Annotated in this window: 14 protein-coding genes; 6 read left to right on the top strand and 8 right to left on the bottom strand. The window is 72.3% G+C overall.

All coding sequences use genetic code 11. The annotated features are described in order from the left end of the window. Position 1: 1 nt before the first annotated feature. The 3 genes from ABZ192_RS30210 to ABZ192_RS30200 all read right to left on the bottom strand — a co-directional run bounded on the left by ABZ192_RS30210 (position 2) and on the right by ABZ192_RS30200 (position 3,443). Positions 2-784 carry a hypothetical protein gene (locus tag ABZ192_RS30210; protein WP_356927646.1) on the bottom strand — a complete coding sequence of 261 codons (783 nt, stop codon included), beginning with the start codon at positions 782-784 and terminating at the stop codon, positions 2-4. 273 nt (positions 785-1,057) lie between these two features. Next, positions 1,058-2,275, bottom strand: coding sequence for an acetyl-CoA C-acetyltransferase (locus ABZ192_RS30205; protein ID WP_356927645.1), 1,218 nt, complete (start codon positions 2,273-2,275; stop codon positions 1,058-1,060). Between the two features lie 142 nt (positions 2,276-2,417). Beyond that, positions 2,418-3,443, bottom strand: coding sequence for an SGNH/GDSL hydrolase family protein (locus ABZ192_RS30200; RefSeq protein WP_356927644.1), 1,026 nt, complete (start codon positions 3,441-3,443; stop codon positions 2,418-2,420). 157 nt (positions 3,444-3,600) lie between these two features. Between ABZ192_RS30200 and ABZ192_RS30195 the strand changes: the two genes are divergently transcribed. Continuing rightward, positions 3,601-4,989, top strand: coding sequence for a cystathionine beta-synthase (locus ABZ192_RS30195; RefSeq protein WP_356927643.1), 1,389 nt, complete (start codon positions 3,601-3,603; stop codon positions 4,987-4,989). Between the two features lie 464 nt (positions 4,990-5,453). Here the strand turns inward: ABZ192_RS30195 and ABZ192_RS30190 are convergent, their stop codons facing one another. From ABZ192_RS30190 to ABZ192_RS30175, 4 genes are all read right to left on the bottom strand, one after another. After that, positions 5,454-5,879: a hypothetical protein gene (locus ABZ192_RS30190; RefSeq protein ID WP_356927667.1), complete on the bottom strand. Its 426-nt coding sequence runs from the start codon at positions 5,877-5,879 to the stop codon at positions 5,454-5,456. Positions 5,880-5,961: 82 nt separating this feature from the next. Further along, complete coding sequence (locus ABZ192_RS30185) at positions 5,962-6,945, bottom strand: M56 family metallopeptidase (RefSeq protein ID WP_356927642.1); 984 nt, start codon at positions 6,943-6,945, stop codon at positions 5,962-5,964. Next, the gene (locus tag ABZ192_RS30180) at positions 6,942-7,334 is read right to left on the bottom strand and encodes a BlaI/MecI/CopY family transcriptional regulator (protein WP_356927641.1); all 393 of its coding nucleotides are present in this window, start codon (positions 7,332-7,334) and stop codon (positions 6,942-6,944) included. The genes ABZ192_RS30185 and ABZ192_RS30180 overlap by 4 nt, the downstream gene beginning before the upstream one ends. Before the next feature lie 75 nt (positions 7,335-7,409). Further along, positions 7,410-9,671 carry a heavy metal translocating P-type ATPase gene (locus tag ABZ192_RS30175; protein WP_356927640.1) on the bottom strand — a complete coding sequence of 754 codons (2,262 nt, stop codon included), beginning with the start codon at positions 9,669-9,671 and terminating at the stop codon, positions 7,410-7,412. A 441-nt stretch (positions 9,672-10,112) separates the two neighbouring features. Here ABZ192_RS30175 and ABZ192_RS30170 point away from each other — a divergent pair, with 441 nt between their 5' ends. The 3 genes from ABZ192_RS30170 (at position 10,113) to ABZ192_RS30160 (ending at position 12,374) form a co-directional block, all read left to right on the top strand. Next, on the top strand, positions 10,113-10,991 hold the full coding sequence (locus tag ABZ192_RS30170) for an MFS transporter (protein WP_356927639.1): 879 nt from the start codon (positions 10,113-10,115) through the stop codon (positions 10,989-10,991). A gap of 119 nt (positions 10,992-11,110) precedes the next feature. Further along, positions 11,111-11,578, top strand: coding sequence for a hypothetical protein (locus ABZ192_RS30165; RefSeq protein WP_356927638.1), 468 nt, complete (start codon positions 11,111-11,113; stop codon positions 11,576-11,578). A gap of 88 nt (positions 11,579-11,666) precedes the next feature. Then, the gene (locus ABZ192_RS30160; protein WP_356927637.1) at positions 11,667-12,374 is read left to right on the top strand and encodes a DUF305 domain-containing protein; all 708 of its coding nucleotides are present in this window, start codon (positions 11,667-11,669) and stop codon (positions 12,372-12,374) included. 128 nt (positions 12,375-12,502) lie between these two features. On the opposite strand, the gene ABZ192_RS30155 is transcribed toward ABZ192_RS30160, so the two are convergent. Continuing rightward, positions 12,503-13,420, bottom strand: a complete 918-nt coding sequence (locus ABZ192_RS30155; RefSeq protein WP_356927636.1) for a DUF5134 domain-containing protein — start codon at positions 13,418-13,420, stop codon at positions 12,503-12,505. A 176-nt stretch (positions 13,421-13,596) separates the two neighbouring features. Here ABZ192_RS30155 and ABZ192_RS30150 point away from each other — a divergent pair, with 176 nt between their 5' ends. Both ABZ192_RS30150 and ABZ192_RS30145 read left to right on the top strand, forming a co-directional pair. Further along, on the top strand, positions 13,597-14,439 hold the full coding sequence (locus ABZ192_RS30150) for a MurR/RpiR family transcriptional regulator (RefSeq protein WP_356927635.1): 843 nt from the start codon (positions 13,597-13,599) through the stop codon (positions 14,437-14,439). A 102-nt stretch (positions 14,440-14,541) separates the two neighbouring features. Then, positions 14,542-15,126, top strand: coding sequence for a hypothetical protein (locus tag ABZ192_RS30145; protein ID WP_356927634.1), 585 nt, complete (start codon positions 14,542-14,544; stop codon positions 15,124-15,126). Positions 15,127-15,203: the final 77 nt, after the last annotated feature.

Here is a 15,203-nt window from a genome sequence, read left to right as displayed (position 1 = left end):
ACTACAGGGACGCTATGACCCTGTCGGCCAGGATGTAGACGTTTTCCTCGCCGCACTCGAACGTCAGGGTGTAGGCGCCCGAGATGCCGGAGCCGCCCAGGAGGACCGGGGTCTTGCCCGCGCGCAGGGCCTCGGCCAGGTGCTCCGCCGTCTCCCGGTGGCCCGGGGTCATGCACAGGGTCGTGCCGTCGGCGAAGACGTAGACGTCGAGGGTGCCCAGGGGGCCCGGGCGGACGTCCGTCAGTTCCACGCGCTGGGCGGCCAGCTCCTCCAGCGTGGCGACCGTGCGCTCGTGGTCGTTCACCACCGGCGACTGCGTCGGCACGAAGTCCGGGTGGGAGGGGTGGCGGCGGCGGGCCGCGGCCAGCTCCGGGGACTCCGCGGCCGGTTCCTCGGTGTCCGCGCCGGGCTCGGACACCGGCTCCAGACCCGCGAAATCGGCCTGCCGGGGGAGGAACAGGTCGGTGTCGGGCAGACCCAGCAGGGGCGGCACGTCGGAGGCGTCACGGGCCTCCTGGGCGGCCCAGAACGCCCGTGCCTCGGCGAGCTCCCGCTCGCGTTCCTCCGCGAGCGCCGCTGCCACGGCGGCCCGTATCTCGTCGGTGTCGGCCGACGTGCGGGCGGCGGGCAGCAGGGCACGGGTGGTGGCGGCGCGGTTCTCGGCCAGCGCGGTGTGCAGGGCCGCGACCTGTCGGCGCAGCTGGAGGACGGTGCGCAGGACGGCGACGCCCACGGCGCCCGTGGCGGCCGTGGTGACCAGCAACGCGATCGGCATGGCGCTCACTGACGTACTCCCGGTTCAAAGTCGACCCCCGACTTCCTACATCAGCTTGAAGGGCGGACTAACCAGCTGTCAGTGCGTAACGTCACGAAACGGACAGGGCTTCGGTGCCGGGGGAGGGGGTGGGGCTGGTGTGACCTGGGCTTCTCTGCGTGTAGAGGGAGATAGGTCACATCCTGAGGGAGATTGGATCACAAAACAGCCCAGAACCCCGGAGTTTCCGGGGTTCTGGGCCAAGGCCTCACGGTGGGTGCTATGGCGGCTACGGTCAGGCGCTCAGCTGAGGCGCTCGATGACCATGGCCATGCCCTGACCGCCGCCGACGCACATCGTCTCCAGGCCGAACTGCTTGTCGTGGAACTGGAGGGAGTTGATGAGCGTGGTGGTGATGCGGGCGCCGGTCATGCCGAAGGGGTGGCCGACGGCGATGGCGCCGCCGTTGACGTTCAGCTTCTCCAGCGGGATGCCCAGGTCGCGGTAGGAGGGGATCACCTGGGCGGCGAACGCCTCGTTGATCTCCACCAGGTCGATGTCGTCGATGGTCAGCCCGGCCCGCTTCAGGGCCTGGTTGCTCGCCTCGACCGGGCCGAGGCCCATGATCTCGGGCGACAGGCCGGAGACGCCGGTCGACACGATGCGGGCGAGCGGGGTGAGGCCCAGCTCGCGGGCCTTGGTGTCGGACATGATCACGAGCGCGGCGGCCCCGTCGTTCAGCGGGCAGCAGTTGCCTGCCGTGATCATGCCGTCGGGGCGGAAGACCGGCTTCAGGCCCTGGACGCCCTCCAGCGTCACGCCGGCGCGGGGGCCGTCGTCCTTGGAGACGACCGTGCCGTCGGGGAGCGTCACCGGGGTGATCTCGCGCTCCCAGAAGCCGTTCTTGATGGCCTCTTCGGCGAGGTTCTGCGAGCGGACGCCGAACTCGTCCATGTCCTGGCGGGTGACGCCCTTGGCGCGGGCCAGGTTCTCGGCGGTCTGGCCCATCGCGATGTACGGGTCGGGCAGCAGGCCGTCCTCGCGCGGGTCGTGCCAGGTGGAGCCCTCGGACTGGGCGGTCGCTTCGGTGCGGGCCTCGGCCTCGGCGAAGATCGGGTTGTGCGTGCCGGGCATGTCCGAGCTGCCGTTGGCGTACCGGGAGACCATCTCGACGCCGGCCGAGATGAAGACGTCGCCCTCGCCCGCCTTGATGGCGTGCAGGGCCATGCGGGAGGTCTGCAGGGAGGACGAGCAGTACCGGGTGATGGTGCAGCCCGGCAGGTGGTCCATCCCCATCTGCACGGCGACGATGCGGCCGAGGTTGTGGCCCTGCTCGCCGCCGGGCAGGCCGCAGCCGAGCATCAGGTCGTCGATGTCCTTCGGGTCCAGCTCGGGGACCTTCGCCAGGGCGGCCTGGATGATCGTGGCGGTCAGGTCGTCCGGGCGGAGGTCCTTGAGGGAGCCCTTGACGGCGCGGCCGATGGGGGAGCGGGCGGCTGAGACGATCACGGCTTCGGGCATCACGGCTCCATTGACGTACCGGGTGGTCTGGCTGGGCTGTCAGGGAAGTTACCCGTACGTATGGCCTGGGTCACGGGTATGGCGGTGTGACCCTGACCGCAGTTTTCTAAGCGCTTGCTTTTCCGGCCTCCCGGGACTTTCGTCAGTTCGACGGCGTGGCGGGAGCCGGCTCCTGCTCGGGTACCCGCCGGCGGCGCCGACGCTTCAGCAGCGCCCACGGACCCCTCGGACCGCTCGGCATCGCGGCCGTGACCTCCGTACCCGCCTCCGACGCGGCCTCCGCCGCCGCCCGGGCCACCGGCAGGAAGCCCTCGCGACGCGAGGCGTCCGGGCGCTCCTCCTCGGCAGGCCACAGACCGAGGGAAGCGCAGACGGTCGGCAGGACCGCCATCGCCGCCGTCGCGTAGCCCTCGGCGGAGGGGTGGTAGTTGTCCGGGCCGAACAGCTCGCGCGGGTTCGCGGCGAACTCGGGTCCGAGCAGATCGCCCAGGGACACGGTGCGGCCGCCCTGTTCGACGACTCCGATCGTCTGGGCGGCCGCCAGCTGGCGGGAGGCCCGTCGGGCCAGCCAGCGCAAGGGCTGCCGGACCGGCTCGATCGTCCCCAGATCGGGGCAGGTGCCGACCACGACCTCCGCGCCGGCCGTGCGCAGCCGCCGCACCGCCGAGGACAGGTGGCGGACCGAGCGGGTCGGGGGCATGCGGTGGGTGACGTCGTTGGCGCCGACCATGATCACGCAGATGTCCGGCACCGGGCCGGGGTCGGCCAGCACCAGGGCCACCTGGCGGTCCAGGTCGTCCGAGCGGGCCCCGGGTGTCGCCACCGTGCGCAGCTCCACCGGGCGTTCCGCCAGGGCCGCCAGACCCGAGGCCAGCAGCGCGCCCGGCGTCTGCCCGGCCCGGTGCACGCCCTGCCCGGCGGCCGTGGAGTCGCCCAGCATCGTCAGCCGCAGCGGCTCCACACCGGGATGGGCGTACGTATGGCCGTACCGCCCGTCCGCGTTCGGCACGTGCCCCGACGTGCCGTTGCCCACCCGGCGCCGCGCCAGCTGGACCTCCGCCAGCACCAGCCCGGCGGCCGCCGCCCCGGCCAGACCGATCCCGCCGCCGCCGTACGCCGCACCCGCCGCGATCCGCCGGGCCACCCGCGCCCTCGACATGCTCGTCATGCGTCGCCGCCACCTCCTCGAACCCGTACACCCAGTGCTTGCCCCGTACAGACCGTCGCCCAATCTCAACGGGGAGTGAACGACCGTCACGGATGACCACCAGGGCCTAGGCTGGCGACACCAACTACGACCACTTCTGCGGCAACCGGAGACAACGGTGCAGTTCCACGACTCGATGATCAGTCTCGTCGGCAACACCCCGCTGGTGAGGCTCAACAGCGTGACCCAGGGCATCAGGGCGACCGTCCTGGCCAAGGTGGAGTACTTCAACCCCGGCGGGTCCGTGAAGGACCGCATCGCCCTGCGCATGATCGAGGCGGCCGAGGAGAGCGGCGCGCTCAAGCCGGGCGGCACGATCGTGGAGCCGACCAGCGGGAACACCGGCGTGGGTCTCGCCATCGTGGCGCAGCAGAAGGGGTACAAGTGCATCTTCGTGTGCCCCGACAAGGTGAGCACCGACAAGATCAACGTGCTGCGCGCGTACGGCGCCGAGGTCGTCGTGTGCCCGACCGCCGTGGACCCCGAGCACCCGGACTCCTACTACAACGTCTCCGACCGGCTGGTCCGTGAGACACCCGGCGCCTGGAAGCCCGACCAGTACTCCAACCCGAACAACCCCCTCTCCCACTACCACTCCACCGGCCCCGAGCTGTGGGAGCAGACGGAGGGGAGGATCACCCACTTCGTGGCGGGCGTGGGCACCGGCGGCACCATCTCCGGGACCGGCCGTTACCTGAAGGAGGCCAGCGACGGCAGGGTGAAGGTCATCGGCGCCGACCCCGAGGGGTCCGTCTACTCCGGCGGGTCCGGGCGGCCGTACCTCGTCGAGGGGGTCGGTGAGGACTTCTGGCCCACCGCCTACGACCGGACCGTCGCGGACGAGATCGTCGCCGTGTCCGACAAGGACTCCTTCCAGATGACCCGCCGCCTGGCCAAGGAGGAGGGTCTGCTGGTGGGCGGCTCCTGCGGCATGGCGGTCGTCGCCGCGCTGGAGGTCGCCGAGCGGCTCGGCCCGGACGACGTCGTGGTGGTGCTGCTGCCGGACAGTGGCCGCGGCTACCTCAGCAAGATCTTCAACGACGAGTGGATGGCCGACTACGGCTTCCTGGAGGACGCGGGTCCGAGCGCCCGCGTCGGCGACGTGCTCGCCGACAAGGAGGGCGACCGCATGCCCTCCCTCGTCCACATGCACCCGGAGGAGACGGTCGGCCAGGCCATCGACGTGCTGCGCGAGTACGGCGTCTCGCAGATGCCGGTCGTCAAGCCGGGCGCGGGTCACCCCGACGTGATGGCCGCCGAGGTCGTCGGCTCGGTCGTGGAACGCGAGCTGCTGGACGCGCTGTTCAGCAAGAGCGCCTCGCTGGAGGACCCGCTGGAGAAGCACATGTCCGGCCCGCTGCCCCAGGTCGGCTCCGGCGAACCCGTCGCCGACCTGATGGCCGTCCTCGGCAAGGCGGACGCGGCGATCGTCCTCGTCGAGGGCAAGCCGACCGGAGTGGTCAGCCGGCAGGACCTGCTGTCCTTCCTCGCCCGCTCCGCGAAGTGACGGCGAACGGCCGGTGAACCACCCGTGAACCGGGGGCACTTGCCGTTCGTCCGCGATCTTCATGGACTTCGCTGAAGTGGTACGAGCGCGACACGTTCGCGCAGCACCCGCTTAACACGAGTCCTGCACATTAGAGGTGTCGGCAGGGCGGGAGCGGCTCCCCGCCCCGGCCGGCGCCGTTGGCGTCAAGGACCTCCGGAGCGGCTCCCGGACCTCCACCGACGTCACAGACGCGAGGACCCGGCCTGACCAGGCCCGCGTCTTACGCGGGGACCGCCGTCGTCCCGCCCCCCGTTCACGGGGGTGCGGCGGTCCCCGCGCTTTTCTTTGTGCGGGGAGAGGGCAGCCGGCCTGCTTCCTTCGCTGGTGTCAGCCGGCCCGGCCCGTCACCCACCACGGATCGTCTGGTCGGGGGCGGCCGGGTTGGTGAGGGTCTCAGACAGGCCCTGGCGGCGCGTACCCGCTCAGTCCTCCCAGTCGCTCTTCTGGGGGGACGGGCGGCTTCCGCCGAACAGGCCCGGGTTGGTGCGGGCGGCCTGCACGAGGTTGACGCCGACGATGCCCGCCCAGGCGGCGAGCAGGCCGGGCAGATGGGCCACGCCCCCGCCGATCGCGGACAGCGGCACCGCGAGGACCAGGGAGACGATCCCGAAGCCGAAGCGCTCGCCCCAGGAGTCCGTGGCCCGAGGCGAGCGGGAGTCCCGGGCCGTCTGCATCTGCTGCTCGGCGAGCTGCCGGCGCACCCGGCGGTCCACCGCGCCGTCGATCCGCTGGTCGAGCTTCTCCAGGAACGAGTCGACCAGCGCGGAGTCGTACTCCTCACCCAGCTCCCTGCGCGCGTGCAGGGTGGCGTCGAGTTCCTTCTTCAGGTCGGTGTCCCGCGCGTCCATTCCGGTCATGCCCTCACGGTAGAAAGCCGGGGCGCCGGCCGCACTGGGGTTAGCCCCCCTGTCCGGGCTGGGGTTGTCCCGGTCAGTCGGTGAGACCCGGAACGGAGCAGCACGCCAGGACGAGCGGGGTCAGGGCCGCCGCTGCCGTGAGGGCCGCACACACGGTCCGCGGTGCCGGAGAGCCCGGAGCCTGCGGTGCGAGGATGCGCCGCATGCGCAGCACCGCCGACGGTCCGCCCGCCGCGAAGGCCGCGTGGGGTGCCTGACCGGATGCCACCGCGTACAGGGCGGTGGCGAGTGCGTCCCGCGAGCACCGGCGCAACGCCCGGTCGTCGGCGGCCATCTCGAGCAGCAGGGGTACCTCGCTGCGAGCGAGCCGGGCCAACGGCAGTTCACGGAAACTGGCGGCGAAGGCCCTGGCCGCGGCGACCAGCAGATGGTGGCGGCCGGTGATGTGCGCGCGCTCGTGCTCCAGCACCGCTGCCACCTGCTGCTCGGTCAGGACCTGGAGTGCCCCGGAACTGACCACGATGTGAGGCGCACGACCCGGCAGGCAGTAAACGGCCGGTGTGTCGTGCTGCAGCACCGTGGCACGCAACCCCGGTCGCCGGCTGCCGACGAGGCACAGCAGTTCGGCGTGACGTGTCCGCAGGCGCCTCGCGCTCAGCACTTCGCGTACGAGGGCGACAGTGAACGCGGCGGGCACGAGGGCCGCCGCGGCAAGGGCCGCCCCCACGCGGGCGTCCACGCCTGCCAGGCCGTTCGGGAACACGGCCGCCCAGTGCGCGCCGACGGAGACGAGGCAGGCCTCGGCCAAGCGGGACAGGTGGTGGCTGCCCACTGCCGGAAGCAGCAGTTGCAGGACCGTCAGGGACACGGAAGCGATGAGGGACACCCCGAGCAGGACCCATGTCGTGAGAGCCAGCCGGGGTGTCCGGTGCGCCCAGTCGCCGCGGGCGAGCACCTTCGGCAGCAGGACCCCGACCACCAGGGTGACGATCAGCGGCGGCAGCGCATGATGGCCGGGGACGAGTGGCGGGCCCGAGTGACCGAGGAGTCCGGTCACGAGGGCGCTCCGGGCTCCTCGGCGCCGCCTGGGGCGCGGCCCGTCGCGCGCAGTGCGGCGGCCAGCGCGGACACGTCCTCCGGCGACATGTGCTCCACGAATCGCTGCAGCGCGGCCTGGCGGTCCTCGGTGTTGCCGAGCGCGTCCTGCATGAGGGCGGCGGTGTATTCCTCACGGCTGCGCTCGGGTTCGTACAGCCAGGCGCGCCCGGCCTTCTCGCGGCGGAGCAGGCCCTTGCGGTGGAGGATGTCCGCGACCGTCATCACCGTCGTGTAGGCGACGGGGCGGATGTGGTTGATGTCGTCGACGATCTCGCGGACCGTGGCGGGCCGGCCCCAGCGCCAGAGCCGGTCCATGATTTCGGCTTCGAGGTCACCCAGCCGTCGCACCCTTCCCCCTCTTCCTCCCCGTCGCCGAGGTGCCTCACATCGTATGGTCCGGGAACCTGTCCGGGAACCTGGAGGTCATGCCGCGGGCCGGAAGCCGCGCAGGCGCAGGCTGTTGCCGACCACGAAGACCGAGGAGAAGGCCATGGCGGCCCCGGCGATCATCGGGTTGAGCAGGCCGGCGGCGGCGAGTGGCAGGGCGGCGACGTTGTAGGCGAAGGCCCAGAAGAGGTTGGACTTGATGGTGCCCAGCGTCTTGCGGGACAGGCGGATGGCGTCCGCCGCGACCCTGAGGTCGCCCCGCACGAGCGTCAGGTCGCCCGCCTCGATCGCGGCGTCCGTGCCCGTTCCCATCGCCAGGCCCAGGTCGGCCTGGGCCAGTGCGGCGGCGTCGTTGACGCCGTCGCCGACCATGGCGACCGAACGGCCCTCGCCCTGCAGGCGCTTGACGGCGTCGACCTTGTCCTGCGGCATGACCTCGGCGATCACATGCTCGGGCGCGATGCCCACCTCCGCGGCGACCGCTTCGGCGACCGCCTTGTTGTCACCGGTCAGCAGGATGGGCGTCAGGCCCAGGGCGCGCAGCCGCTCGATGGCCTGCGGGCTGGTCTCCTTGATGGCGTCGGCGACCTCCAGGACCGCGCGGGCCTCGCCGTCCCAGGCGACCGCGATGGCGGTACGCCCGGCCGCCTCGGCCTCGTCCTTGGCGCGCCGCAGCTCCTCGGGCAGGGACATGGCCCACTCGTCCAGCAGCTTCTCGCGGCCGACGAGGACCGCGTGGCCCTCGACGATGCCTTGGACACCGAGGCCCGCGAGGTTGGCGAAGTCCTCCGGAGCGGGGAGCGCGCCGACGCGTGCGGCGGCGCCGGAGGCGACGGCCTGCGCGATGGGGTGCTCGGAGGCGTGCTCCAGGGCGCCGGCGAGGCGCAGGACGTCCCTCTCGTCGGTGCCGTCGACGGTGTGCACGGCGAGCAGGGTCATCTTCCCGGTGGTGACGGTGCCGGTCTTGTCCAGGACGATGGTGTCGACCTTGCGCGTGGTCTCCAGGACCTCGGGGCCCTTGATGAGGATGCCGAGCTGGGCGCCTCGCCCGGTGCCGACCATGAGGGCGGTCGGCGTGGCCAGGCCCAGGGCGCACGGGCAGGCGATGATCAGGACGGCGACCGCGGCGGTGAAGGCGGCGGTCAGTCCGGCGCCGTTGCCGAGCCAGAAGCCCAGCGTGCCGAGCGCCAGGGCGATCACGACCGGGACGAAGACCGCGGAGATCTGGTCGGCGAGCCGCTGGGCGGCGGCCTTGCCGTTCTGCGCGTCCTCCACCAGCTTGGCCATGCGGGCGAGCTGGGTGTCGGCGCCGACGCGGGTGGCCTCGACGACCAGACGGCCGCCGGCGTTCAGCGTGGCCCCGGTGACGGCGTCCCCGGTGCCGACCTCTACGGGTACGGACTCGCCGGTGAGCATGGAGGCGTCCACGGCGGACGATCCCTCGACGACCACGCCGTCGGTGGCGATCTTCTCACCGGGCCGCACCAGGAACCGGTCGCCGACCTTCAACTCGCCGACGGCAATGAGCTCTTCCCGGCCGCCCCGGACCACCGTGACGTCCTTGGCGCCGAGCTCCAGCAGGGCCTTCAGCGCCGCGCCCGCCTTCCGCTTGGAGCGGGCCTCGAAGTAGCGGCCGGCCAGGATGAAGGCCGTGACACCCGCAGCGGCTTCCAGGTAGATGTTCCCGGCGCCGTCGGTGCGGGCGATGGTGAGCTCGAAGGGGTGGGTCATGCCGGGCGTGCCGGCCGTGCCGAAGAACAGCGCCCACAGGGACCACAGGAACGCCGCCGAGACACCGACGGAGATCAGCGTGTCCATCGTCGCGGCACCGTGCCTGGCGTTCGTCCAGGCGGCCTTGTGGAAGGGCCAGGCGGAGTACGTCACCACGGGCGCCGCCAGAGTGAGCGAGAGCCACTGCCAGTACTCGAACTGCAGCGCCGGGACCATGGCCATCGCGATCACGGGAACGGCGAGTGCCACGGCGGCGGTCAGCCGCTGGCGCAGTGGCCGCAGCGCATCGCTCTCCTCCTGCGCGGAGCCGCCGTCGGCTTCCGGCTCGGCGCGCACCGGCTCGGGCTCCCGTGCGGTGTAGCCGGTGGCCTCGACCGTGGCGATCAGGTCCGAGACCGTCACGTCCTCGCGGAAGGTGACCTTCGCCTTCTCGGTGGCGTAGTTGACGGTGGCCTCGACCCCGTCCAGGCGGTTGAGTTTCTTCTCGATCCGGGCCGCGCACGAGGCGCAGGTCATGCCGCCGATGGCGAGTTCGACCTCGGCGGCGCCGGGCGTGGTGGTGGTCATGTCTGCTCCTCGGAGCTCATGGACGCGATGTGCGAAAGAAGAGTCGTGCGAAAGGGGGCAGCGGGAACGGGGGCTGCGGGGACGTGCGGACCCCGCCCGGCTCGTGGGCCGGTCAGACGGTCACGCGGCCGGCGAAGTCGTAGTCGGCCTGTCGACGGTCTGGGTGATCAGCGCGTGGTGTGGCAGCTTCCGTCGGGGGTGCAGCAGTTCGACACGGGGCCTCCGCAACTAGTGGGGCTTATACCCCCAGGGGGTATCTGAGGTGACTTCATGTATACCCCCGGCCCGTATTCAAAGCAAGGGTCGACTTGACTTGGCTTGATACCCCCGGGGGGTATGTTGAGCATGTCGGTCGCCTCCACGAGCGGCCCGGAGAGCAGGAGTGGGTCATGAACACCGGAGCGCGGCCGGCGGCGGCCGTCGGGCGGCTGCCGGGACCACGTGCCCGTCGGGCTGCTCCTGCTGTTCGTCCTGCCCGCCCTCGTTCCGGCCCGCGCCCCGCGGCCCGCCCGGCTCGACGTCCCCGGCGCGCTCCTCGTCACCACGGGCACGGCCGCCCTGATCTACGGCCTGGTCGAGGCGGGGGACGCCGGCTGGGCGGACGCCTCGACGCTGCTGCCGCTGGCCGGTGCGGCGGTCGCGTACGCGGCCTTCGCGGCGGTCGAACGGGCCGGCCGGGCCCCGCTGATGGACCTGCGGATGTTCACCCGGCGGCCGGTGCTCGCCGGGGCCTTCCTGATGCTCATCGCCACCGCCTTGCTGATCGCTTTCTTCTTCCTCGGATCCGTCTACTTGCAGCACATCCGCGGCTTCAGCCCCCTGAGGACCGGGCTGGTGTTCCTCCCGGTCGCCGTGGCCACCGGCATCGGCGCCCACCTCGGCTCCCGGCTCGTCGGCCGGATCGGCAGCCGCCCGACGGCCGTCGCCGGTCTGGCCGTCGCGGCCGCCGGGGCCGTCCCGCCGACCCGGCTGTCGGAGACCGGCAGCGTGTACGCCGGGCTCCTGCCGGGGTTCGTGATCGCCTCCCTCGGTATCGGCGCGGTCTTCGTCACCGCCACGACGACCGCCCTGGCGATGGTGGAGCACCGGGTGGCGGGGCTGGCCTCCGGAGTCGTCAACACCTTCCACGAGGTGGGCGGCTCGATCGGGGTCGCCGTGGTCTCCACCGTCGCGGCCGCCGGCTTCGAGCGGGGCTCGGCGGGCGGGTTCGGCGACGCGTTCACGGTCTGTGCCGCGACGGCCGCCGCGGGTGCCGTGCTGTCCCTGGGCCTCGTGCCGCGCGGCAAACCCCGCCCGGCCGGCGGCCCGCACGTGCACTGACAGGGCTGTCGCCGACTCGCGCTGACCGGCAGTGCGACGCCCGGGATCCGGGTGTCGGAGACGCAGTACCAACCCACTTAGTAGTATCGCGGTAGGTCGAGTACGGAAGGCGGTTCGGCATGAGCGGGCGGCTGCGGGCAGGTGGGGCCGTAGGGCATCTCCTGCTGGTCGTCCTGCTCACCCTGGGCGTGTTCGCCATGCACACGATGGGCCACCCGGAGGGGTCGTCCGGGCACGGCATGAGCGCTGCCGTTTCTGCTGCCGCGGGGGTGCACCACGACGCCACGGCCCCGAACGCCATGGCCCCGAACGCCACGGCACTGGCCGGGCCCGAGGTGTCGGACGGGCGCGGGACCGTGGCGGCGGCCGCCACGTCGCCGGTGCACGAGCCTCCGACCGGCATGGACCCGATGTCCGTGTGCCTGGCGGTTCTCACCGTGTGGCTGCTCGGGTTGTTCCTGCATGCGCTGGTGGTCCGCCGGCAGGAGCGGCTGACCGCCCTTCTCGCCCGGTCGACGGCCCTGGCGCGCCCCGGCACTCCACCACCGAGACCGCTCCTCTCCCAGTTGTCAGTGCTGCGGACATAGGCCGAACCGCGGCGCGGCGCACACAGTGCTGCCCGCGCAGACGCCGACTCCGCACAGCCAGTGACTGACGACAAGAGGTATCTCGCACATGACTGCCTACAAGCACGCCCTCAACCGTCGCCTGAGCCGCCGTCTCGCGGTGGTGGGCGCCGTCACGGCGGGCGGGCTGCTGCTCGCCGCCTGCGGCGGGAACGACATGGAGGGCATGGACCACGGGAGCGGCAGCTCCGCATCCGCCTCCGCCTCGCCGAGCCGGGCGACGGGTGAGAAGCCGGCGTCCGGCGCGTTCAACGACGCGGACGTCATGTTCGCCCAGATGATGATCCCGCACCACGAGCAGGCCCTGGAGATGGCCGAGCTCGCGGACGGCCGGGCCTCCGACGCGGAGATCAAGACCCTGGTCGCGGACATCGAGAAGGCCCAGGATCCCGAGATCCGGACCATGAAGTCCTGGCTGAAGTCCTGGGGCAAGCCGGAGTCCGCCGGGGAGAGCATGCCTGGCATGGACCACGGATCCGGCGGCCAGGACCAGGGATCCGGCGGCATGGACCACGGATCCGGGATGCCCGGAATGATGTCCGAAGAGGACATGACGAAGCTCGGGGCCGCCAAGGGCACGGAGTTCGACCGGATGTTCGCGGAGATGATGATCGAGCACCACAAGGGCGCGATCACCATGGCGGAGGACGAGCAGAAGAACGGCCGCAACGCCCAGGCCAAGAAGCTCGCCGCCGACGTGGTGAGGACCCAGACCGCCGAGGTCGAGAAGTTCGAGAAGGTCCTCGACCGCCTCTGATCGGCGTCACCCACCGACCGCCCAGGGCTCCGAGGCGCGCACCGAGGAGCCCGGGCGGTCGTCTTCCCGTGCCGCCATGACCGCGACCGGCCGCCCGATCCGCGGCGACGACCCGGGGAGCGGAGCGATCAGGCAGCCATCATGACGAGCATGGCGCACATGGTGCCGCCCATGCCGATGTGGGCCGCCAGCGCCGCACCCGGTGACGTACCGGGCGGGCGACGGCGGCTCCGGTTGCCCGCTGCCCCGTGGGTGCGGTGCCTGTCGACTCCCGGGCGGGCCTTGTCCCAGACGGAGACGGCCAGGGACGCGGCGAAGACCACGATCGCGTCGGGCAGGGCGAGGAGCCGCCTGGCCCAGCGGCTCTTGCCCGCGGCGCGGCCCGCGCCCGCTGGCCGGCCGGTGCCGCGGAGCCGCGCCCGCACGGACGCGACGACCGAGAGCAGGAAGTACACGGCGAGGACGATCAGGACGACACGCCACACAGAAGCGGAGCCCCCTGACGCGGAGCCATGGGCAGCGGCGCCGGTCGTCATGTCGTGGGCGGACATCCCCGAGGAGTGGTCCATGCCCTCCGTCCCGGCCATGCCCTCCGTCCCGGCCATGCCCGCCGCACCCGCGGGGGCGGATCCGTGCCCGTGTCCGTGAGTCATGCCGGCCATCGAGTGCCCGCCCAGGGCGAGGACCGGCGCGGAGTCGGTACCCGGCATGGCGAGCGTCATGATCACCATGGCCGCACTGCCGATGACGTGATGCGTCCAGCGGCGGCCGTGTCGCCAGCCGTGCAGACGGGCGTGGTGCACGGACAGGGCCACGCCGACCAGGCCGACGGCGGTGAACGCCGCCACCCACCACAGCCTGTGGTCGCCGAAGCCGGCCGCCGTCGCGGGCAGGAACATCGCGGCCATGCCGCCGGCCATGACGAGATCGCCTCCGGCCGCGAACCGGGCCTCTCTGCTCTCGGCGGCGGCCAGCCGGGCGGTGGTCACGACGGCCACGAGTGCGGCGACCGCCGCCAGCGTCCCGTTCAGGGCCGGACTTCCCATCGCTGCCTCCGTATTGACCGTCGCCGGGTGTTGTCTACGGATGTCCTTAGTACGTCGGGACGTCGAGAGGCGTTCAGCCGGGGCGCCGAGAGGCGCTCAGCGGAGGACCCCGCTTGCCGGTCTGCATATGCTCATGCAGAATCCTCAGCTACTGAATAAGCGAGGGGGAGCACCTCATGAGCGTGACCGACAGCCCTGCCGCGCGGTTGCAGGCGCTCTTCGAGGGTCACCGGCTGACGCCGACCCAGCGGCGCATCGCGCACAGCATGGTGCGGCGCGCCGCCGACGTGCCTTTCTTGTCGAGCGTCGAGCTCGCCGAGCTGGCCGGGGTCAGCCAGCCGTCCGTGACCCGGTTCGCCGTCGCCCTCGGCTTCGACGGGTACCCGGCCCTGCGCCGCCACCTGCGCGAGGTCGCCCCCGCCGAACCCGCTGCGGACGCCGGGTCCGTCAACGAGTACCAGCAGGCCGTCGAGGCCGAGATCGAGAACCTGCGGCACCTGGCGGAGGCCCTGGCCGACCCCCGGCCCGTGCAGCGCGCGGGGCGCCTCCTCGCGGCATCCCGGCCGCTTCCCGTCCTCGGACTGCGGGCGGCGGCCGCCCAGGCGCACGGCTTCGCCTACTTCGCCGCCAAGGTCCACCCCGACGTACGGCTCCTCAACGAGGGCGGCACGATGCTCCACGACCGCATCGACGCCGCCGTCCGGGCCGGCGCGACCGCACTGCTGTGCTTCGCGCTGCCCCGGCACCCCCGCGAGGTCGTCGACACCCTCGACTACGCCAGACAGGCCGGGCTGACCGTCGTCACGGTCGCCGACTCCGCCTTCGCACCGGTGGCCAAGGTGTCCGACCTGCTGCTGCCCGCCGCCGTCGGCACCGGCCTCGCCTTCGACACGGCCTGCGCCCCCATGCTGCTCGGCCGGGTCCTGCTGGAGGCGATGTGCGACGACCTGCCGGACGCCCAGTCCCGCTTGGAGGAGTTCGACGTGAAGGCGGCGGCGCGGGGGCTGTTCGTCGACTGACGGCACGGGCACCGCATTCTCAGACTCGTCTCACGTTGTGTCGCTAATGTGCCTGTCCTGAAACGCCCTTCAGACGCTTCGGAGAGTGAACGGAGGCTGAACGTGACGCGCGGAGGACAAGGGCTGGCTCGGGTGGCCGTCGTCGTACGGGCGGGGGCGGCCCCGCTGTGGTGGCTGGGTGTGTTCGCGGCGGGCATCGGACTGCTGGCGCCGGGGCTGACCGGGCGCCGGATCGGCGTCCTGGCCGGCGCGGCGCTGTTCGTCCTGGCGACGGCCGTCGTGGCGTACGGACGCCGCAAGCGGTACGTGGCCCTGGCCGCGTCCGCGGCCCGCGCCGGCAAGCACGACGTACTCCAGGACCGCCATGTGACCGTACGCAACTGGCGCCGCCACCACCGCTGGTGGCTCCTGCTCGCCTTCCTCGCCGCCCTGGGCAGCGCCTTCGCCGTGCCCGCCGCGGCGGGCCTGCTCCTGGCCGGTTGCGGCGCGGGCCTGTGGCTGAAGGCCGCGTGGCTCGGCCGCCGCGAGCGCGCGGACGAGGTGCTGCTGTGGGTGCGCGTGGACTGGCTGCGCGGGGGCGCGGGCGGTCCCGCGGGCAAGCGGGTCAAGGGCTACCGCAGCACGGGCATCGCGGCCGGTGACGCGGCCCCGGGCGGGGCGAGGAAGAAGACACCGGCGCTCGTGTGACCGGGCAGGCGGAGGCCGACTCAGGGGCTGGGGGCGGTGGCCGCGTGCGACACGCGGCCACCGCCGCGTGGGGGCGA

Source organism: Streptomyces sp. NPDC006235 (assembly GCF_040613735.1).
Lineage (GTDB): Bacteria > Actinomycetota > Actinomycetes > Streptomycetales > Streptomycetaceae > Streptomyces.
Note: the sequence above shows the minus strand (reverse complement) of the source record. Positions and strands in the feature narration are given on the sequence as shown.